At 66.2% G+C, this 20700-nt stretch carries 21 protein-coding genes; 8 read left to right on the top strand and 13 right to left on the bottom strand.

From position 1 onward, the window contains the following. Nucleotides 1-134: 134 nt before the first annotated feature. The 5 genes from J3367_RS10760 to J3367_RS10740 all read right to left on the bottom strand — a co-directional run bounded on the left by J3367_RS10760 (nt 135) and on the right by J3367_RS10740 (nt 8762). Nucleotides 135-1985, bottom strand: a complete 1851-nt coding sequence (locus tag J3367_RS10760; RefSeq protein ID WP_421460954.1) for an ABC-F family ATP-binding cassette domain-containing protein — start codon at nt 1983-1985, stop codon at nt 135-137. A gap of 83 nt (nt 1986-2068) precedes the next feature. Next, nucleotides 2069-5236, bottom strand: coding sequence for an efflux RND transporter permease subunit (locus J3367_RS10755; protein WP_421460952.1), 3168 nt, complete (start codon nt 5234-5236; stop codon nt 2069-2071). After that, the gene (locus J3367_RS10750) at nt 5236-6579 is read right to left on the bottom strand and encodes an efflux RND transporter periplasmic adaptor subunit (protein WP_421460950.1); all 1344 of its coding nucleotides are present in this window, start codon (nt 6577-6579) and stop codon (nt 5236-5238) included. The genes J3367_RS10755 and J3367_RS10750 overlap by 1 nt, the downstream gene beginning before the upstream one ends. Before the next feature lie 236 nt (nt 6580-6815). After that, a complete protein-coding gene (locus J3367_RS10745; RefSeq protein ID WP_370194230.1) occupies nt 6816-8414 on the bottom strand; it encodes a PRC-barrel domain-containing protein in 1599 nt (532 codons plus the stop codon). A 183-nt stretch (nt 8415-8597) separates the two neighbouring features. Then, nucleotides 8598-8762: a DUF1328 domain-containing protein gene (locus tag J3367_RS10740; RefSeq protein ID WP_024350361.1), complete on the bottom strand. Its 165-nt coding sequence runs from the start codon at nt 8760-8762 to the stop codon at nt 8598-8600. Nucleotides 8763-8965: 203 nt separating this feature from the next. Here J3367_RS10740 and J3367_RS10735 point away from each other — a divergent pair, with 203 nt between their 5' ends. After that, nucleotides 8966-9880: a diacylglycerol/lipid kinase family protein gene (locus J3367_RS10735; protein ID WP_024350362.1), complete on the top strand. Its 915-nt coding sequence runs from the start codon at nt 8966-8968 to the stop codon at nt 9878-9880. An 81-nt stretch (nt 9881-9961) separates the two neighbouring features. Here J3367_RS10735 and J3367_RS10730 read toward each other — a convergent pair whose 3' ends face one another. The 7 genes from J3367_RS10730 to J3367_RS10700 all read right to left on the bottom strand — a co-directional run bounded on the left by J3367_RS10730 (nt 9962) and on the right by J3367_RS10700 (nt 12932). After that, the gene (locus J3367_RS10730; protein ID WP_370193667.1) at nt 9962-10330 is read right to left on the bottom strand and encodes a hypothetical protein; all 369 of its coding nucleotides are present in this window, start codon (nt 10328-10330) and stop codon (nt 9962-9964) included. 50 nt (nt 10331-10380) lie between these two features. Continuing rightward, on the bottom strand, nt 10381-10641 hold the full coding sequence (locus J3367_RS10725; protein ID WP_188075575.1) for a hypothetical protein: 261 nt from the start codon (nt 10639-10641) through the stop codon (nt 10381-10383). Nucleotides 10642-10697: 56 nt separating this feature from the next. Next, nucleotides 10698-11144 carry a host attachment family protein gene (locus tag J3367_RS10720; RefSeq protein ID WP_421460947.1) on the bottom strand — a complete coding sequence of 149 codons (447 nt, stop codon included), beginning with the start codon at nt 11142-11144 and terminating at the stop codon, nt 10698-10700. A gap of 76 nt (nt 11145-11220) precedes the next feature. Beyond that, complete coding sequence (locus tag J3367_RS10715; protein ID WP_421460945.1) at nt 11221-11670, bottom strand: hypothetical protein; 450 nt, start codon at nt 11668-11670, stop codon at nt 11221-11223. 2 nt (nt 11671-11672) lie between these two features. After that, the gene (locus J3367_RS10710) at nt 11673-12029 is read right to left on the bottom strand and encodes a DUF883 family protein (protein ID WP_230784647.1); all 357 of its coding nucleotides are present in this window, start codon (nt 12027-12029) and stop codon (nt 11673-11675) included. Nucleotides 12030-12191: 162 nt separating this feature from the next. Next, nucleotides 12192-12743, bottom strand: a complete 552-nt coding sequence (locus J3367_RS10705) for a sigma-70 family RNA polymerase sigma factor (RefSeq protein ID WP_009210302.1) — start codon at nt 12741-12743, stop codon at nt 12192-12194. 6 nt (nt 12744-12749) lie between these two features. Then, complete coding sequence (locus J3367_RS10700) at nt 12750-12932, bottom strand: NepR family anti-sigma factor (RefSeq protein ID WP_155898450.1); 183 nt, start codon at nt 12930-12932, stop codon at nt 12750-12752. A gap of 353 nt (nt 12933-13285) precedes the next feature. Here J3367_RS10700 and J3367_RS10695 point away from each other — a divergent pair, with 353 nt between their 5' ends. The 5 genes from J3367_RS10695 (at nt 13286) to J3367_RS10675 (ending at nt 16561) form a co-directional block, all read left to right on the top strand. Then, entirely contained in the window at nt 13286-14080 is a 795-nt protein-coding gene (locus J3367_RS10695) for a response regulator (protein ID WP_009210301.1), read from the top strand. 264 nt (nt 14081-14344) lie between these two features. After that, nucleotides 14345-15301, top strand: coding sequence for a sensor histidine kinase (locus J3367_RS10690; protein ID WP_230784646.1), 957 nt, complete (start codon nt 14345-14347; stop codon nt 15299-15301). A 163-nt stretch (nt 15302-15464) separates the two neighbouring features. Beyond that, on the top strand, nt 15465-15734 hold the full coding sequence (locus J3367_RS10685; protein WP_421460940.1) for a hypothetical protein: 270 nt from the start codon (nt 15465-15467) through the stop codon (nt 15732-15734). Between the two features lie 110 nt (nt 15735-15844). Further along, nucleotides 15845-16129 carry a hypothetical protein gene (locus tag J3367_RS10680; protein WP_421460938.1) on the top strand — a complete coding sequence of 95 codons (285 nt, stop codon included), beginning with the start codon at nt 15845-15847 and terminating at the stop codon, nt 16127-16129. Between the two features lie 186 nt (nt 16130-16315). Beyond that, a complete protein-coding gene (locus tag J3367_RS10675; RefSeq protein ID WP_187390471.1) occupies nt 16316-16561 on the top strand; it encodes a hypothetical protein in 246 nt (81 codons plus the stop codon). A gap of 27 nt (nt 16562-16588) precedes the next feature. On the opposite strand, the gene J3367_RS10670 is transcribed toward J3367_RS10675, so the two are convergent. Beyond that, nucleotides 16589-17404: a HugZ family protein gene (locus J3367_RS10670; RefSeq protein WP_421460936.1), complete on the bottom strand. Its 816-nt coding sequence runs from the start codon at nt 17402-17404 to the stop codon at nt 16589-16591. A gap of 234 nt (nt 17405-17638) precedes the next feature. On the opposite strand from J3367_RS10670, the gene J3367_RS10665 reads away from it, so the two are divergent. Both J3367_RS10665 and J3367_RS10660 read left to right on the top strand, forming a co-directional pair. Then, complete coding sequence (locus J3367_RS10665; protein ID WP_421460934.1) at nt 17639-18802, top strand: P-loop NTPase; 1164 nt, start codon at nt 17639-17641, stop codon at nt 18800-18802. 97 nt (nt 18803-18899) lie between these two features. Then, nucleotides 18900-20495 (top strand): ABC transporter substrate-binding protein, encoded by a 1596-nt coding sequence (locus J3367_RS10660; RefSeq protein ID WP_187390473.1) that lies wholly within the window; start codon nt 18900-18902, stop codon nt 20493-20495. Nucleotides 20496-20700: the final 205 nt, after the last annotated feature.

Below are 20700 nucleotides of genomic sequence, written 5' to 3'. Positions count from 1 at the left end.
TCCGCCAGACCCCAAAGCTCAGACGGGCTTCATCGCCCATTGCGCCATATCATCCGGCGCTTGTTCGTCGCAGACGAAGGTTGCACCGGGCTGACCCCTTCGGGTCGGAAGGCGCACCCGCAGGCGCGACCGTCCTAGTCTTCCGCTTCGGCGCGGACCATTTCCAGCTCCAGCCAGTCGTCCTCGGCCTTGGCGAGGGCCGCACGGTCCCTGTCGATCCCAGCGGCCAGCTTGGCGAAGCGGTCCGGGTTCTTGGTGAACAGGGCGGGATCGGCGATCTCGGCTTCGGCCTTGGCAATCGCCGCTTCCAGCTTGGCGATCTCCTTGGGCAGGTTCTCGAGCGCGAATTTCTGCTTGAATGACAGCTTGGACGATCCGCCCTTGCCGCCGCCGCCGCCGGAGGCGCCCGGCGTGCCGCCGCCGCTCTTGCCGGAGCCGGCTTTCGCGTTGCCCCTGTCGGACGGCTTGCCCGCGGTGGCGGCGGCCTTGGCGGCGTCGCGGCGCTGGGCGACCATGTCGCTGTAGCCGCCGGCATATTCCAGCCAGTGGCCGTTGCCGTCAGGCGAGATGACGCTCGTCACAGTGCGGTCGAGGAAGTCGCGGTCATGGCTGACGAGGAGCACGGTGCCGGGATAATTGGCGATCAGTTCCTCGAGGAGATCCAGCGTCTCCATGTCGAGGTCGTTGGTCGGCTCGTCGAGGACGAGGAAGTTCGCCGGCGTTGCCAGCGTCTTGGCCAGCAGCAGGCGCGCCCGTTCGCCGCCGGAGAGCTTGCCCGCCGGGGTGCGGATCTGCTCGGGCGTGAACAGGAAGTCGCGCAGATAGCCGACCACATGGCGCGGCTCGCCATTGACCATCACCTGGTCGCCGCGGCCGTCGGTGATCGCGTCCTGCACCGACAGATCGTCGGCCAAGGCCGCGCGCTTCTGGTCGAGGAAGGCGAGGTCGAGATTGGTGCCGAGCTTCACCCGGCCGGAATCCGGCTTCAACTCGCCGATCAGCATCTTCAGGAGCGTCGTCTTGCCGACGCCGTTCGGGCCGACGAAGCCGACCCGGTCGCCCCGGGCGATGCGGGTGGAAAAATCGTCGACCAGCGTGCGGCCGTCATAGGCCTTCGACACGTTGAAGGCCTCGATGACCAACTTGCCGCTCTCGCGCGTCGCGCTGGCCTCCATCGACACCTGGCCGATGGCGCGGCGGGTGTCGCGGCGCTGCTGGCGCAGATCGTGGAGGGCGCCAAGCCGGCGCATGTTGCGGGTGCGCCGCGCGCTCACGCCATAGCGCAGCCAGTGCTCTTCGCGCACGATCTTGCGGTCGAGCTTCTGCAGGTCGCGCTCTTCCTCTTCCAGCACCTTGTCGCGCCACGCCTCGAAGGATCCGAAGCCCTGGTCGAGGCGCTTGGCCGCGCCGCGGTCGATCCAGACGGTGGAGCGGGTGACGCGTTCGAGGAAGCGGCGGTCATGGCTGATCACGACGACGGCGCTCTTCATCTGCCGCACTTCGTCTTCCAGCCATTCGATGGTCGGCAGGTCGAGATGGTTGGTCGGCTCGTCGAGCAGCACGATGTCCGGCTCGGGCGCCAGGGTGCGCGCCAGAGCGGCGCGGCGGGCCTCGCCGCCCGACAGGTGATGCGGCTCCATGTCCTCGGTCAGGCCCAGGGCGTCGAGGCACATGGTGACACGGTAGGGATCGTCGGCAGGGCCGAGACCCGAGGCGACATAGGCGCCGACCGTCTTGAAGTCGCCGAAATCCGGCTCCTGCGGCAGGTAGCGCAGGGTCGTGCCGGGCTTCAGGAAGACTTCGCCGCCGTCGGGCTCGACCTGTCCGGCGGCGATCTTCATCAGGGTCGACTTGCCCGAGCCGTTGCGACCGACCAGCGCGATGCGCTCGCCGGGCAGGACGTTCAGCTCGACGCCGGTCAGGAGCGGCGTGCCGCCGAAGGTGAGGCGGACGCCATCGAGGCGCAATAGGGGAGGGGGTGCCATTGCCGCGTTCTAGCGGGGATGGGCGGGTGGGGGAAGTGGCCTTTCGCCTGTTCGGCGTCTGCTTGTGGGCAGCGTCCGCCGGCCTATTCGGCCGGCGCCACCGTTCCCGCATCCCGGTCTCGGCCCCGCTCGCGCTGCGCCGCTTCCGCCTCGGCGATGTCGCGCTGCAGCCGGGCGGACTTTTCGGCGTTCGGGGTCGAGAACCGGCCGAGAATGAGATAGGCGACCGGCGTGACATAGAGCGTCGAGAAGGTAGCAAGGCCGAGCCCGCCGACGATGACATAGCCGAGCGCCACGCGCGCTTCGGCGCCGGCGCCCGAGGCCAGCACCAGCGGCACGCCGCCGACGACGGTGGCGATCATGGTCATCATCACCGGCCGCAGCCGGATCAGCGCCGCCTGCTCCACGGCCTCGCGTACCGACAGGCCTTCCTCGCGCAGCTGATTGGCGAACTCGACGATCAGGATGCCGTTCTTGGCCATGATCCCGACCAGCAGCACGAGGCCGATCTGGCTGTAGAGATTGAGGCTCATGCCGAAGAAGTCGAGCGCGAAGATCGCGCAGGCGATGCCCAGCGGCACCGTCGCGATGATGATGAAGGCCGAGACGAAGCTCTCGAACTGCGCCGCCAGCACCAGGATGATGATGACGATGGCGAAGCCGAAGACGAGGGCGAGGCCGCTATTGGTCTCGTTCAGCGTCGCGGCCTCTGCGAGCGGCACGAGGCGCTGATCGGCCGGCAGGATCCCCTCGGCGAAGACCTGCAGATCCGTCCAGCCTTCCTGGATCGAGTAGCTGTCGGGGATCTGCGCCGACAGCGAGACGGCCCGCGAGCGGTTCTCTCGGGTCAGCGCCGGGGCGATCGGTTTCTCCTCGACGCTTGCCACCGTCGACATGGGCACGATCCGCCCGTCGCTCGCCTTCAGGAAGATGTTGCGCATGTCGTCGGGGTCGTTGACCGGATCGGAGCTGGCGATCAGCCGGATCGGGATCTGCTTGTCCTCGACATAGGTCTGGCCGATCTCGCGGCCGTCGAGCAGCGCCTGCATGGCGGTCGCCAGCCCGTCGATGTCGATGCCGAGGTCGGAGGCCCGGGCGCGGTCGATCACCACCGACAATTGCGGCTGGGTGGCGTCCTCGGACAGGCGCACGTCGCCCCAGCGACCGTCCGCCTGCATCGCCGCGAGCAGTTCGTCTGCGCTTTCCGCCAGCTCCTCGAAATTCTGGCCGGCGATGGCGAACTGCAGGCCGCGGCCACCGCCGCGAATGCCGAGCGAGTTGGGCTGGATGGCAAAGGCCCGCACGCCGGTGATGCGGCGCAGCTTGCCGTTGATCTCGGCGACGATCTCCTGCTGGCTGCGTGCCCGCACCGCCCAGTCCTTCAGCGACACGACGAGGAAGGCTGAATTGGCCGAGCCGCGGCCGGAGATCGCGAAGACGTTGTCCGCCTCGCCGTTCTCCACATAGGGAATGACCACGTCCTCGACCCGGCGAAGCTGGGCATTGGTGTATTCGAGGCTGGCGCCCTGCGGGGCGCTGATGCTCATCAGGACGACGCCGCGGTCCTCGGTCGGGGTCAACTCCTGCGGCATCTGCAGGAAGGTGAGATAGGCCGCGAAGGAAAAGATACCGGCGCCGACGACGATCAGCAGCGGGAAGGCGAGGCTGAAGCGCAGCGAGACGGCATACATGCCGGCGAGGCGCGCTCCGAACCAGCGCACCGAACGCTGGAAAGGGCCGGGCCGACGCTCGGCTTCCCGCGCCTTGAGGAAATACGCCGCCAGCATTGGGCAGAGGGTGAGGGCGATGAAGGAGGAGATCACGACCGCCATCGCCAGAACAAAGCCGAATTCGCGGAACAGGCCGCCGGCCTGGCCGGGCAAAAAGGAGATCGGCACGAACACTGCCGCCAGCGTCGCCGTGGTCGAGATGACCGCGAAGAACACTTCGCGCGTGCCAAGGACGGCAGCCGCCTGCGGACGCGCGCCCATGTCGCGCTGGCGCACGATGTTTTCCAGAACGATGATCGCGTCGTCGACGACCATGCCGGTGGCCAGCACCAGCGCCAGGAGCGTCAGGATGTTGATCGAGAAGCCGACGAGATAGATGAAGGCGACGACGCCGATCAGCGCGATGGGCATCGTGACCGCCGGAATGATCGTCGCGCGGACATTCAGCAGGAACAGGAAGATCACGAAGATCACCACGGCGACCGAGATGCCGAGGGCGATCTCGACCTCGTGGATGGCGCCGTTGATGAAGGTCGCGTCGTCGCTGGTGACGCGCACGGTGACGCCGTCGGGCAGGGTCTCGTTCAGATTGGCGACCTCGGCGCGGATACCGTCGGAAATGTCGAGCGTGCTCGACCCGGCCTGGCGCACAACGCCCATGCCGACGCCGGTCTCGCCGTTGCGGCGCAGCTGGGACGCGGCGTCATCGGGTCCGAAGCGCACGCTGGCGACATCGCCGAGGCGGGTGCGGTCATCGAGGAAGATGGTCTCGAACTCTTCCGGCGAGGTCACGTTGGCGTCGGCCCGCACGATCAGGTCCTGCGAGGGCGAGCCGAGCGATCCTGCCGGCACGTCGAGCGCGGCGTTCTGCAGCGCCGTCGAGACGGTGCCGAGCGTCAGGCCACGCGTCGCCAGCTTGTCCGGGTCGACGTCGACATAGATGACCTTCTCGCGCTCGCCGTAGATCTGAAGGTCGGCAACGCCCTCGACGGCGGCGAGCTGATCGGCGATCCGGTCCTCGACCAGCGTCGTCAGGTCCTCGATTGACAGGCCGGGCGCGGTGACCGCCAGGCGCATGATCGCCGAGGCGTCGGCGTCGGCCTTGACGATGCGCGGCTCCTCCGCGCCTTCAGGCAGGCTGTTGGCGATGCGGCTGACGGCGTTGCGCACGTCGCTGGCGGCGACGTTCAGATCGGTGGTGTCGGTGAATTCGATGGTCACCCGGCTGTCGCCGAATTCCGACTTCGACGACACCGAGGCGATGCCCGAAACGCGCGCCACGGCGCTTTCGATCTCGCTGGTGATCTGCCGGTCGACGGTTTCGGGAGACGCGCCGGGGAAGTCGATGGACACGCTGATGACGGGGCGGTCGACATTCGGCAGTTCGCGCACTTCGATCGCGCCGAAGGCGGCGAGGCCCGCCACCACGATCAGCAGGTTGACCACGATGGTCAGCACCGGCCGGCGGATGAACAGGCTGGTGAAGGCAGTGATGCCGTCAGGCATGGCCGGCGTGCTCATCAGCGGGCGGCTCCGGCGGAAGCCTGACCGCCGACCTGTGGCTGCTCGGCCGCGTTGGCCTGTGCAATGCCGACGAGGCCCTGCGCCGTTGCGCGGTCGTCGCCGCCGGACTTCGGCGCGGTGCTGGCGGAGGGGACCGGCGCGGCAGGCGCGGCGCCGTCCGGCGCAGAGGCCTCATTGATGCTTTCGACGGCACCGCCTTCGCGGACCGACTGGAGCCCCTCGACGACGACGGAATCGCCGGCGGCCAGATCGTCCGAGGCGACGAGCACGCGGTCGATCGTCCGCTCGACGATCCGCACCGATGCCTTCTGCGCCTTGCCGTCGACGATCTTCCAGACGATCGGACCGGTACGCTCCCAGACGACGGAAATCGGATCGACCGACAGGAAGGTCTCGCCTTCCAGCGACAGCGACACGCTGAACGACATGCCCGGACGCAGGTCGTCGGAGCCGTTCTCGATACGGGCCTCGGTGCGCAGGGTCCGGCTCGCCTCGTCGAGACGGCTGTCGATGGCGGTGATCTCGCCCTCATAGACCGTGTCGGGCCGGGCGGTGGACACCGCCTCGACCGGCGTGCCGATGGCCAGCTGCTGCACGAAGCTTTCCGGCGTGTAGAAGATGACCTTCAGATGCTCGCGGTCGTCCACGGTGGCGATCACCGTATCGGTGGAGACCAGATCGCCGCGATCGACGGCGATGATGCCGACCCGGCCGGAGATCGGCGCGCGGATGTCGCGCTTGCCGAGCGCGATCTCGGCGGACCGCAGGTCGAGCCTGGCATTGTCGCGTTCGCGGGTCACGTCGGTGACCTCGACGGCGCTGAGCGTGTTGGCCTTCTGCAGACGCTCGAAGCGGGCGACCTTGTCTTCGGCTGCCTCGAGGGCAAGCCGGGCACGATCGACCGCGAGTTCCTCGCTGGCCCGCTCCAGCCGGACCAGGACCGTGCCTTCCTCCACCATGTCGGCAGACTGGACGACGACTTCCTCGATGATGCCGGCGGTGTTGTCGGGATGGACGACCACCGAACGGGCGGCTTCGCCGGTGCCGATGGACCGCATGCGGGTCCGCGTGGAGCCCGTCGTCACCGGGGCGGAAACGACCATCGTCGCACCACCGCCGCGGCGACGCCCGCCGGAGCGCTGACCCTCGCCGCTGGCGATCTCCGGGGCGGGTTCGCCGGCTTCGGGAGCGATCCACAGAATGGCCGAGCGCAGCGGATCGGGCAGGGGCAGATCGGAGGCGAGCAGGGAACGCCCCGCCGACGGGTCGAACTTGATGTAGGCCGCACCCGCGACGGCCAGCACCAGGATCGTGACGAAGATCTGCTTCAGGAAACCCATGGGATCGCTTGTACTCGTAAGGATTGCGCGAGGTCCGGCCGCCTTGGCCGATGCTGCCAGTATAGGAGAGATTTCGGCGGTTTGCGGCTGGATTTGTTACGAACTGTAATTCAGCCGTAACAACACGATCACAAGCGTGGCACTTCGGCACGGGTGGCCATTCCCGCACCGAACCGCCCAACGAAAAAGGGCCCGCCTTTCGGCGAGCCCCTTCGATGCGTGCAGTCGGATGTCGCTTAGTTTGCGACGGCCGGTGCCTCCGACGTCGAAGCGTCGTTACCCATCATGCCGCCGTTCTGGATCCGCATGGTCTCGCGGTTGTCGGCGTAGGTGTCGGCGTTGTACTCCGGCGCGTTCTCGAGCTGCTCCTCGGTGAACTGCGTGTACAGATACATCGAGCCGTTGGCGTCCTGCATGAACTGCAGGTTGTCCATGGCCACGGCCACCGGCTTCTCGCCAATGCCCAGGAAGCCACCGACATCGACGATCACGGCGTCGACCGAACCTTCGGCGTTGAGGGCGATATCACCGATGTCGCCAACGGTGGAGTCATCGGGACCGTAGACGGTCGTGCCCATCAGGTTGTCGGCGGTCAGCTGAGCCGAATCGGTGACCGGGGTCATCTGCGAACGCTCGGACGAACCACCGACCGAAGCGGTCGTGTCGTTCTCGGCGGTGGAGTTCGCCGCCATGCCCGTGCCGGCTGCCGTACCGGTCGCCGTCACGACACCGTCCGTCGCGGCCATGTTGTCGGCCGGCTGCTCGGTGGTCTCGGCCGCATCGGCAACGCGCTCGGTCGGCTCATCGGTCGGAGCTTCGGCCGTCGGCGTCATTTCGCCTTCGTTCTCGGCCGCCATCTCGGACGGACGCTCGTCCTCGAAGGAGGAGGCCTGCTCGAGTTCCTCGCGGGTAGCGGAGGCTACGATGCGAACCTCGTCACCGTCGGCGCGGGTCATCTCGAGACGGTCGAACGGAACGGCGACGTCCTTCTCGCCGATGCCGAGGAAGCCACCGACGCCCACGACGCCTGCTTCGACCTGACCGGACGACGAGACGACGAGATCACCGATGTCGCCGAGGCTTTCCGCGTCCTCACCCGGGCCGGAATAGACCGACGCGCCGATGAGGTTCTCGCTGAGATACTGGTCGGCACCGACGGTGCTCGGATACTCGCCCTGACCGGCGGCAGCGGTCTCGACCGGCTGGGAAGCCGTCTCCGAGGTCGCAGAACCGGCAGCCATCGTGTTGGTCTCGGCGGCATCATCCGCTGCGACCGGCGCCGCCGGTGCGGCAGCCGTCTCGGTCTGCGGCGTGGAAGCAGTCCCCGTACCCATGGCGTCGCCGCTCATGCCGGCGTCGGTTGCAGCAGCCTGCTGCTCGTCCGGCATGGTGAACTCGGGAGCCTGTGCCAGCTGATCGGCACCGGCACTCAGGACGGCGCGGACATCGTCCTCATCCGTCATGGACCAGGAGATCTGGTCGAACGGAATGGCGACGCGGCGCGATTCGTCGTTCACGGTCGCATCGACGACCGCTGCGACGACCTTGCCGTCACTGCCGACCAGGAAGTTCTCGATCTCGCCGATCGATTCTGCATCCTCGGCGTCGCTCGCGTAGATGGTCTTGCCGTTCAGCTCCGACGCCAGATACTGGTCGGCGGAGAGATTGCGGAGATAATTGCCGGACTGGGCGGCCGTGGCGGTCGCATTGGCATCGGCGGATGCTTCGACCTTGGCCGGGGCCGTGGTCTCTGCGGTCGTGGCGGCGTCCTGCGCATAGGCACCCGTTGCGATAACGGATGCGAGAGCGGTAGTGGCAAGCAACGTGCGGATCATGATAAGACCTCCTGGTCTATTGTTTCCGATAGGCGACTGCCGCGCGGCATGGTGTCGTGGAAAACATGTGTCGCGCGGCATCTGGGAGAGGAAGAACTGAGCGGCCGTAAGGTTCCGGTTCTCTTCCTGTTTTTTGCCATCCAGCGCAGCCGCACTGCGCCGGATGCATGCTTGTGTCCTGCTTCAGGCAAACACCAGAACGCCGAACAGCAGCATGAGCAGCAGGCCCACCAGCACGATGAAGATCAGGATCTTCGCGATGCCGGCAGAGGCACCGGCGACGCCGCGAAAGCCCAGAAGGCTGGCGACGGCGGCGACGATGAGCAGAATGACGATCCATTCGATCATTGTAGTCTCCTAGTGAGGGCGCGGGGGAACCGGCGCCTGGCGTTTGTATGGGGGGCGAACGCCCCATCGTCCCGGTGGTTCCGATCGGCAACTATCGATGTATGCGATTGGTCGTGTCTGGCGGACGTGGCGATGCTACAGGGGCGGCCTAGTTAGTCGTCCGCTGCCCAGGCTCCCGCAATACGCGTTCCGGATCACCCCCCATGAAGATTCTCGCTCTCCTCAACCGCGACGGCGGCAGTCTGAAGACAACCGATCTCGGACAACTCACGACATTGATGCAGGACGAGTTCCGGATGCACGGCCACGAGCTGACCGTGGACGACTGCTCGGGGGACGAGATTGTCGCTGCCATCGGAAAGGCGGCCGAGCGCGAGGATATCGACGTTCTCCTCGTCGGTGGTGGCGACGGCACCGTCTCGGCGGCAGCAACGGCGCTGGCGAACGGGCGCATTGCACTGGGGATCCTGCCGGCCGGCACGATGAACCTCTTCGCCCGCACGCTGCAGATTCCGCTGCCGCTGGATCAGGCGGTGGCCGCGCTCGCGTCGGGTGTCATCACGCCGGTCGACATCGCCTCGGTTAACGGCACGCCCTTCGTGCACCAATATGCCGTGGGCCTGCATGCCCGCATGGTGCGCATGCGCAAGAAGATCTCCTACGCCTCGCGCCTCGGCAAGATGATGGCGACGACCCGCGCCGTGTTCATGGCGCTGCGGCGCTTCCCGGTGGTCGAGCTGGAACTCGAAATCGACGGCGTCATGCAGCGGATCGCCAGCCCGGCGATCGCCATCTCCAACAATCTCTACGGCGACGGCCATATTCCCTATGCCGACGACCCCAGGGGCGGCGAGCTCGGCATCTATATCTGCATCGACCGCGACCTGCGTTCGGTCCTGAAGGTCGCCGTGGACATCATGCTGGGAACCTGGCGCCAGAACCGGAGCCTGAAGGTGACCTCCGCGCACGAGGTCCGGATTTTCTACCGGGGACGCCACCATCGCAACCGTGCGGTCAGGGACGGCGAACTGGTCGATATCGAGCCGGAAATGACCGTGACGCTGACCCCGAAGGGGCTGAACGTCCTCGCCCCGAGCGACGCGACCTATCTGCGCTGACAACGCAAGAAGGGGCGCAGCTCGGCTGCGCCCCTTCTCAAATCTGCTGTCGTGCCGCTGCGGCTGCGGCGATCCGCGGTGTCAGACCTTGGACGGTCCGGTGTCGTCCGGCGCCTGGGCATCCGAGCGCTCGTCGGGATCGAAGCCTGCGGCATCGAGCGAGCCGTAGCTGTGGCCGCCGCTCGCCAGCATGTTCAGCGCTTCGTTGACCTGCTCGCGCATCGGATCGAACTCGTCGGCGAGATCGATGTTTTCGCGGGTGCCGAGGCGCTGGGCGATCTCGTGCAGGCGGGCTTCGCGTTCCTCGATCGGCATCTGGGTGTTGTTGAGCAGGTCGCTGATCTCGTCCTGCGAGATCGGCTGGGCAATGCCGGGCTGGTCGGCGTCGCCGCCGGGCTCCTGATCGACCGCGATCACTTCACTCTGCGGATGTTCGTTCGGATCGGGCATGGCACCTCTCCCCTGTGTTGGGCGTCCATGACGGACGCCGATATGCGACGTTACTGGGCGCTCTCGGCTTCGGGCGCGGCCGTGTCGGAATCCTGCGGCGTTGCAAGTCCGCTGCCATCCGTCGTCGGCGCCTCGGCCGGCTTTTCGATGGCCTCGCCTTGGACTGCGACATCCTCGTCGGGCATCGTCCAGGCGTAGATGCCGAGACCGGCAAAGACCACGGCGCACAGGGCAAGGCCGGCGACGAGGATCATCAGCACCGGTGTGCCTTTTTCGCCCTGACGGGCGCGATTGGGATCGATATTGGACATATGGATTCCTCCGGACGACCCCGCCGCGTCTGGGCGGCCGGTGGCGTCGATTGTTGTCAGTCGGCGAGAAGCGTCTCGATCCGGTCGATCGGATGATTGGTCAGCGTCTTGGGCACTTCACCAACGATCCGGTCCTGGACTTCCTTGTGCAGTTCCTGGCGCAGTTCGCCGAGAACCCTCGGGGGAGCGACAAGGACGAGCTTCTCGAAGCGGTTCTTGTGGGCCATGCGATAGAGGATATCGCTGAGGTCCTTGGCGAACCGGTTTTCGGCAAGCTGATGCCAGTCGGTCTCCGCCACCGACGAGCGATGCGCCGATCCCTGGTCGCCCATCCGCCCGGGGCGATCGGTACCCTGCTCGCGGTCCGGCGGATTGTCCTGTTCCTCGACGCGGCGAACCGCGAAGTTGCGAAGCTCGTCGTCGCCCTCGTTGCAGAGGAACAGAGCCTTCTGCCCGTCGGCGACGAGAATCCATGTGTCGTGGTCGATGGTCGGAGCTGTCATGGGAGCACCTCGTTTCGTTCGGGACCGCGATGAGCACGGGGCTCGGCGCGACCGGGCCGCGGGCGCGCCGAACGTCTCAGTGGTAGCGGCCGTCGCGTTTGTAGGCGGCGATCGCCCGCCACACGCCCCAGCCGCCGGCGGCGACCATGGGCAGGATGAGCAGGCTCTTCTTGCGCTTCACCGTGCCGAGGATCAGCGGCAGGTTGGAGACGGCGGCGACACCGGCGATGGATGCGATGTCACGCTGTAGCCGGTCGTCCGCCCGCTTCTTCGGCGGACGCCTGGCGATGATGACCGCGATGTAGGTCAGGATCACCAGCACCAGGAACACGCCGGCGAAACCGAGTGCGGCCGGAAGCGGGCCGAAGATCTGGGCGAGGTAGACGAACAGCGCCAGAAGCAGCGACATCGCCATCCCGAGGGCGAAGACGGCCATCACGACATAGAGCGCGACGACCCGCTTCATCCGCGCGACGAAGACGCCCGCCTCGCCGGTGATCAGCTTCGTAACTAGCTGAGAGAGCATGATCAGCGGCGGAAGATGCGCGCGTAGAGATAGCCGGCGGCCGCGGCGATCAGGACGCTCTTGATCGGCTCGGCGCGGACGCGCTCGCTCAGCTGCTCTTCGAGGTCGGACGCTGCGTCTTGAGCCTGCTGGATGTAGCGCTCGCCACGCTCACGCACGTCGTCACGCAGGGCGAACACGTTGCGACGGGCATCGTCGGCCTGGTTGGAGGCCAGCGACTTCAACGCATCGGTCACGCCGGCGAGATCCTTGCGGAGATGATCGATCTGGGTTTCCAAATCCGCCTTGTCCTCAGCGGTGGAAGCGCCCCCCGGAGTGCCGCCGGACTGGAAATTGTGGGGGGTGGTGTCGGAAACCATGCTGAACCTCATTCGAAATGAAACTGACGATCCGGTTGTCTCCTCCATTTGGAGGTGAGCGATCCGGTTCTGACTGAAACTGTTTCGAGGGCTTGGGGTTCCCGGTTTCGCGAGGGTTTTCTCGCGATGCAGCGCGGCGCCGCGCTGTTTGCTGACGTGGCCTCAGGCGGCGGGCGCGACGCCGATGATCTGGGAGGAGATCGAGTCCGGCCCGTATTCGCCGTCACCCTCGATGCCGAGAAGTTCGCCGATGCGGGTCCGGGCCCGCGACACGCGGCTCTTGATGGTGCCGACGGCGCATTTGCAGATTTCGGCCGCTTCTTCATAGGAGAAGCCGGATGCGCCGATCAGGATCAGGGCTTCGCGCTGATCGTCGGGCAGCATGTCGAGCGCCTTGCGGAAATCCTGCAGGTCCAGATGGCCGTGCTGCTCGGGGTGACCCGCCAGCTGCATGGCGTGGATCCCGTCGACATCCTGAACCTCGCGGCCCTTCTTGCGCATCTGCGTGTAGAACTCGTTGCGCAGGATAGTGAACAGCCAGGCCTTGAGGTTGGTGCCGGGCTGGAAGGTGTGCTGCTTGTCCCACGCCTTAACGAGGGTCTCCTGCACGAGGTCGTCGGCGCGGTCGAACGACCCCGCGAGCGACGCCGCGAAAGCACGCAGATTCGGGATGATGGCGATCAGATCGCTACGGAAATCCGTCTGTTCTGTCATGGGAGCCTACTTGCTGCCCGCCTTGGACGACGACTCGGCGGCATCCAGCGCATCCAGCAGCGACAGGAAGCGGTCGGGGACCGGCTCGCTCGCGACATCGTCGTAATAGGCCTTCAGACGCTTGCCGATGGCGGACTGGACGCCGTTATCCGACGAGCGCTCCGATCGCTGTGCGTGGGAAGTCTGCATGCTCTCGTCCTTGCTCTTCCGGTCGTCCATCACGCGTCTCGAAACACGGTTACGGCAGTCCCGGAGCGCGGCGCTCTGTTCGAATTCGCGTGTCTGGCGTTCGGCATGGTGTGCATTCGTAGCTCGCATTGCTTCCAGTCGAGGTCGGAATATAGACGCAGACATCGGCGCCTCAAGTCCAAGGCGATTTTTGCCCTGGAATCCAAGCGCCGAGGTTTCCATCCGACTTCAACATCCCATCTGAAAGGGCTGGGAGGCGGATCCGGTTCCCGGTCACGGAACTTTATTTCGACAAGGACGTTTCCGAGCGCATTGTGAACGTGTTTGTCTCGATCGACTCGAGGGGTTTTTATATGTCGATGTCATCCCGCATAGCGCCGCATATTCCGTATCTTCGGCGCTATTCCCGGGCTTTGAGTGGCTCGCAGGCGAGCGGCGACGCTTACGTGGCTGCGGTTCTGGAAGCGCTGATCGCCGATCCGAGTCTGTTCTCGGACGACCAGACGCCGCGCATCTCGCTCTACAAGCTGTTTTCCTCCCTTTGGCAGTCCGTCGAAGTGAACATCCGCGAGGATGCCCCGACCTCGGCCTGGGAAGAGAAGGCGTCGCATAATCTGAAGGCGATCTCGCCGCTGCCGCGGCAGGCGTTCCTGCTCGTCGCCGTCGAGGGCTTCACCTCGGAGGAAGCCGCGACGATCCTGAGCATCGACGAGACGCGCTTTTCCGAGCTGATCGATCAGGCCAGCACCGATATCGGCCGCCAGGTCTCGACCGAGATCATGATCATCGAGGACGAGCCGCTGATCGCGATGGACATCGAGCAGATGGTCGAAAGCCTCGGTCATGCGGTGACGGGCATCGCCCGGACCCACAAGGAGGCGATCGAGCTGTTCGACAAGCAGCGGCCCGGCATGGTGCTGGCCGACATCCAGCTTGCCGACGGCAGCTCGGGCATCGACGCGGTCAACGACATCCTGAACAAGGTGTCGGTGCCGGTGATCTTCATCACCGCCTTCCCGGAGCGGCTGCTGACGGGTGAACGCCCGGAGCCGACCTTCCTGGTGACCAAGCCGTTCAATCCCGACATGGTCAAGGCGCTGATCAGCCAGGCGCTGTTCTTCGAGACCGACAAGAAGGCGGCGGCCTGACGGACGTCGCCTGTTGTCCCCGGCGCGGTGCGTGTCGACCCGTGATGGGCCGGACGCGACCCGCCGGGAGCACTTTGCTTGCGGTGCCGCGGTGGCATCGCCCGACACCGGGCGCCGGTCGCCGCGGTCCGGACGGGGCAGGGCGTCGTCGAGGAAGGGCGGTCGTTTCGCAGGGCGAGGCGGCAACCCGAATGGTGGCGGACGCGCTCCGTTGTATTCGTGTCGATTGAGCATACGATGTTGGTGAACAAGGTCTTGCGGGCATTGGCGAATACGGAGGTGTCCGTCTTCGCCCAGGATTGTGATCTGCGCTATGCGTGGGTCTACAATGCCGGCGAGTCCTGGCTTGCTCTGGCGGTCGAGGGCATGGCCGATCGCGACATCCTGCCGGCCGGCGCGGCCGAACGCTCCGAAAAGCTCAAGCAGGACGTCATCGACACCCGCAAGCCGGCCCGGTTCGAGCTGTCGACCATCAAAGGCGCCTCGGTGCGCTGGTTCGACATCCGCATCGACGTCGACGAGAACGAAGCCGGCGAGGTCTGCGGCATCATCGGCACGTCGGTGGAGATCACCGAGCAGAAACGCCGCGAAGACACGCTCAAGACGCTGCTGCGCGAGCTGTCGCACCGGTCCAAGAATCTCCTGGCCATCATCCAGAGCCTGGCGAGCCAGACCGCGCGCCATTCCGTCACCGTCCCCGAGTTCCTCGTCCGCTTCCGCGGCCGTATCCAGTCGCTGGCCTCCTCGCAGGACATCGTCACCGACGCCGACTGGCGCGGCGCCGACTTGATGAGCCTCGTGCGGATGCAGGTCGAGCGCTATGCGCCGGACGGAATGGACCAGATCGCGGTGGACGCGCTCGACGTCTATCTGTCGCCGACGGCGTCGCTCCATGTCGGGCTGGCGCTGCACGAACTGGCGGTGAATGCCGCCTCCTACGGATCGCTGTCGGTTCCTGGCGGCTCGGTCTCGATCCGTGCCAGCTTCGACTGGCGCGGTGACGATCAGGTGATCGTCTTCGTCTGGCAGGAGCGCAACGGGCCTCGGGTGCGGCTGGAGCGCGATCCGCGCTTCGGTACCTCGACGCTCGAGCGCATCGTTCCGAACGCCGTCGGCGGCGAAGCGAGGCTGGAATATCTCCCCGACGGGATCCGCTACACGCTGGTTATTCCGGCGGCGCAGTACGAGATCACCTCGAACGGCCGGCGCGATTCCGCCTGACGCCGGTTTTCGTAAGGCCGCCGTAACGTAAGCTTCGGGACACGGCCCCGTGATCATGTAGTTCCGGAAAAATCGCGATCCGAACCTACCGCTGTGGAACCTCTCTGCCGAAGGCCCGTTGTAGAGCCAAAGGAGAGGTTCGATGGAACACGTTGCTGCTTTCATGCTGCTGGTCGGATGTTCAGGCGATGCTTCCGTCTGCAAGGAAATTCCGGTTCCCGTCCCCGCATACGAAACCGTTGCCGAATGCCAGCAGGATCTGGGTCTGCAGATCCGCCTGAGCGGTTCGGAACAGCGCAAGGTCTACGGCGCCTGCAAGGCTGTCGACGAAGAGGTCTTCGAGCAGTCCGCGTCCATCGACTGGGCGGTCAGCCGGGACGGTCAGCTGCTGATCACCTTCGACGCCGAGCCGCAGATGGTCGCCTCGCGCTAAGGATCGTTCGGCCGGATCGGCCGGGGGATACGATCGTGCACGGGTGATGGAACCAAAACGATAGCGTAGCGTTCCGTGGTGGGACGAATGTGTTTGTGAGAGGTGGAAATATGTTCAAGAAGCTTTCGATCGCGGCTGTCGCCGCACTGACCCTGGCGGCAGCAGGCTGCACGACCGAAGATCGCTACACTGCAGGCGGTGCGGCGCTCGGCGGCCTCGGCGGCGCGGCGATCGGAGCGGGCGTGAGCGGCAATGCCGAAGGCGCGCTGATTGGCGGCGCGATCGGCGCGGCCGGTGGCGCCATCGCGGGTAACGTGATTGGCCGCTCCGAAGAGCGCGACGGTTATTGCCGCTATTCGGACGGTAACATCTACCGCTGCCCGGACGGCTATTGATTTCATCGGGTCTCGCGACCCGCTGACGAGAATGACGGTCGTCGAGCTTGCGCTCGGCGGCCGTTTTTCGTTTGGGTGCACGAACAGCTATTCGCGGATCAGGGGAATCTGGCTCACATGACGAAGGATTGCCGTCAGGCACCGGGCAAGCGGCGCGCGCCAGCTCTCATTGCGTGTGGAGCTGGAATGGCCGGCCTGCTGCTCGTCTCGGGATGTTCCGGCACGGGATTGCCGCCGGTCTTCGGCGCAGTGTTCGGCTTGGAGGGCGCGGAAGATGCACCCTACCGCGTCGGGCGCCTTCCCGAGGTTGCGGTGGAGCCGGGCGACCGGGTCATCGGCCAGGCCGCCAATGCCGCCGGCCAGTGCATCTACGTACGTGGTGACAGCAATCTGCGGTTCCGCTCATCCTGCCCGGACGGATACAGGCTCTAGCGCGTTTCCGATCTGCGCCGATCGGGTTCAGTCCGCCTGGCCACGAACGAGCGAAACGAACGCGTCGCGATAGCCTTGCGCGGCTGCATCGGAGCCGAACTCGATCCGCGCCAGGCGATCTCCGCGAATGATTTCGAACCCGAAGCGATCCATGGTCGCGATGCGCCATCCGTCTTCCGAAAGCCCCGCCGACCCGGCCAGCGCGTCGATGGCGTCGCGGTGGTCGTCGTTCATGTGGTCGCGGGCGCGCATTGCCGTTGCCGCGAGTTCCGGCGCAGGCGGGTCGACGAGGTCGCCCCGTTCGAGGGCGAAGGCGCGTGCGAAGCCGCCATTGAGCGACGCTGTCTCCGGCTCCAGCCGGATCATCCGGAAATCTGCGAAGTCCGCGTAGAGCGCTGCCTTCGGGTGCCGCGCCAGGAAGCGGTCCCGCAGCGCCTGCCGCTCGGGATCGTCCGCCGCCACCACGCTGGCGGTTGCAAAGACCGTAAGGCGGGGATGGGCGAGGGGATCGCCCTTCCCGGGGCGCGACACCAGCAGCGAACAGCGCCGGTCGGCGTCGAGCGCCGCGGAATGCAGCGCCAGCGCGGAGACGAGCAGGAGCGGGCGTCCCTCGAAGTCCGTTGCAACGAGAACCAGACTTGCCCCCGGATGTCCGTCGCCGGGACGCAACACCGCCAGCATCCCGTCCCGTGCACCGCGCAGCAGCGACCGCGCCAGTTGCCGGGCCGAATCATCCACCGGCTGCAGGACGGAGGGCGCGGAACCGCCGACGCGCGGCGCCGGCGCGGCGTCCCGTTCTGCAGGGGGGGCGGGGGTCTCGGATGGTGCGGTGCGATCGGTCATCCCGGCAGACTAGCCCGGCGCGCGGCAATGCGCATCAACATGGGCGGCGTTGCATTAAGTCCGGGCACCCCGGTTGGATATCGCCGTCGAGGCACGATATCAGCGCAGAAGCATCAAGCACACGAGCACGAAGCCGAGCCGGGGCGAACGCGCCGGCATCGTCCGCATAGGCCGCTGAATGCCTGGCAAGGCAGAAGCGGATCGGCGGGCGCGGCCAGACCGAAGGAGCCGAGAATGAGCGAAGCGCAGAAGTCGCGCATCCGGACCATCCTGAAAGCGATGGACGCGCCGGACGGCAAGGGCGACGTCGTTTCGCGCGACATGGTCTCCGACATCTTCATCGCCGACGGCAAGGCGTTCTTCTCGCTGTCGGTTCCCACGACCGAAGCGGAGCGTTTCGAACCGTTCTGCCGCAGCATCGAAAGCGCCGTTGCGGGCGTCGACGGGATTACCAGCGCACTGGTCGCGCTGACCGCCGAACGCCCCGCCGGCTCGGCGCCCGAGCGGCCGGCGCCGTCCGCCCGTCCGGGGCAGGCGATCCGGCAGGGCGAGGCGCCATCGTCGCCGGCCCCGCAGCGCCAGCCGTCGCAGAAGCCCGGCATTCCCGGCATTGCCCGGATCGTTGCCGTCGCGTCGGGCAAGGGCGGCGTCGGCAAGTCGACGACCGCGGTCAATCTGGCCCTCGGCTTTGCTGCGGTCGGCATGAAGGTCGGCATTCTTGACGCCGACATCTACGGCCCATCGATCCCGCGTCTGCTCAATCTGAAAGGCAAGCCGCGCACCTCCGGTGGGCGCACCATGATCCCGCTCGAGGCCTACGGGCTGAAGGCGATGTCCATGGGCTTCCTCGTCGACGAGGAAGTGCCGATGATCTGGCGCGGGCCGATGGTGATGTCGGCGCTGACCCAGATGCTGCGCGAGGTGGAGTGGGGCGAACTCGACATTCTGGTCGTCGACATGCCGCCGGGCACCGGCGACGCGCAGCTCACCATGGCGCAGAACGTGCCGCTGGCGGGCGCGGTCATCGTCTCGACCCCGCAGGACCTGGCCCTGATCGACGCCCGCAAGGGTCTCGCCATGTTCCAGAAGGTCGATGTTCCCGTGCTCGGCATCGTCGAGAACATGAGCTATTTCATCGCACCCGATACCGGCCACCGCTACGATATCTTCGGCCATGGCGGCGCCCGCGACGAGGCCGAGCGGCTGGGCGTGCCGTTCCTCGGCGAAGTGCCGATCGAGATGGCGATCCGCGAGAGCTCCGACAGCGGCCACCCGGTCGTCGCTGGGGATCCGGACGGCCCGCATGCCGCCATCTACAAGGACATCGCCGCGCGCACGCTGGCCCGCCTGGAACTGGGCGCCCATGCGGCGCCGGCTCCCGAGATCGTTTTTGAGTAACTGGTCAAAAATTGCGCTTGCATGATTTTTGCAAAACTTGTGGGATGCCGGCCTCCGCGGACTCTCCGTCCGCATCGCTATTCGGGAGATGTCATCCATGAAGTTTGCAACCCGGCTGCTGGCCGCGACCGCGCTGACCATGGCGCTCGGCTCGGCCGCATCGGCCAAGACGCTCGTCTATTGCTCGGAAGGGTCGCCCGAGGGCTTCGATCCGGCGCTCTACACCGCCGGCACCACCTTCGACGCGGCGTCGCGCACGGTCTATAACCGCCTCGTCGAGTTCAAGCACGGCTCCACCGAGATCGAGCCGGGCCTCGCCGAATCCTGGGAAGTCTCCGAGGACGGCAAGGAATACACCTTCAAGCTGCGCGCCGACGCGCAGTTCCAGACCACCGACTTCTTCACGCCGACCCGGCCGCTCAACGCCGACGACGTGATCTACTCCTTCGAGCGTCAGCTGAAGTCCGACAACCCGTGGAACCAGTATGTGACCGGCGCCAGCTGGGAATATGCCAACGGCATGGGCTTCCCGGACCTGATCGAGTCGATCGAGAAGGTCGATGACCTGACCGTCAAGTTCACGCTGACCCGGCCCGAAGCGCCGTTCCTGGCCGATCTGGCGATGGACTTCGCCTCGATCATGTCGAAGGAATATGCAGACAAGCTGGAAGCTGACGGCAACATGGCCATGCTGAACCAGCAGCCGCTGGGCACCGGTCCGTTCCAGTTCGTCGCCTACCAGCCCGACGCCGTGATCCGCTATGGCGCGCATCCGGACTACTGGGCCGGCAAGCAGCCGATCGACGACCTGGTCTTCGCCATCACCACCGACGCTTCGGTCCGCGCCCAGAAGCTGCTGGCCGGCGAATGCCACATCATGCCGTATCCGAACGCCGCCGACGTGGAGTCGATGCAGGCAAACGAGAACCTGACGGTTCTCGAGCAGGAAGGCCTGAACGTCGCCTATCTCGCCTACAACACCACCCAGGCGCCCTTCGACAAGGTCGAGGTCCGCAAGGCGCTGAACAAGGCGGTCAACAAGCAGGCGATCGTCGACGCCGTGTTCCAGGGCGCCGCCACCGTCGCCAAGAACCCGATCCCGCCGACGATGTGGTCCTATGACGACACCATCGAGGACGACACCTACGATCCGGAAGCCGCCAAGAAGATGCTCGAGGAGGCCGGCGTCACCGACCTCTCGATGAAGCTCTGGGCGATGCCGGTCAGCCGTCCCTACATGCTCAACGCCCGCCGCGCGGCCGAGCTGATGCAGGCCGATCTGCAGAAGGTCGGCGTGACGTCGGAGATCGTCTCCTACGAGTGGGGCGAGTATCTGGACAAGTCGAAGGCCGCGGACCGCGACGGTGCGGTGATGCTGGGCTGGACCGGCGACAATGGCGACCCGGACAACTTCCTCGACACGCTGCTCGGCTGCGACGCCGTCGGCGGCAACAACCGCGCCCAGTGGTGCAACGAGGAGTTCGATTCGCTGGTCAGCAAGGCCAAGGAAACCTCGGACCAGGCCGAACGCGTCGAGCTCTACAAGCAGGCGCAGAAGGTCTTCAAGGAAGAGGCGCCCTGGATGACCATCGACCATTCGACGGTGTTCATGCCGATGCAGAAGTCGGTCCAGAACTTCGTTCAGGACCCGCTGGGCTATCACCGCTTCGACGGCGTCGACATCGCCGAGTAACTTCGGCGCGACATTGCGAGCATGGAACGGGGCGGCATAGAGCCGCCCCGTTTGCGTTGGGCGCCGGGCATCCGTCGCCGATGCCGTGGCGGAACGCTAAGCGGTTGAAAAGACGCAGAACTCCTGACCTTTGCGGGTTCGCTTTGGTGCCGGGATGGTGTAGGACGCTGCCGCGAGACCGCTACCGGCCTCACCCAAAACATGC

The sequence above is a fragment of the Aurantimonas sp. NFXS3 genome (assembly GCF_049132005.1).
In the GTDB taxonomy this organism is placed as follows: domain Bacteria; phylum Pseudomonadota; class Alphaproteobacteria; order Rhizobiales; family Rhizobiaceae; genus Aurantimonas; species Aurantimonas coralicida.
Note: the sequence above shows the minus strand (reverse complement) of the source record. Positions and strands in the feature narration are given on the sequence as shown.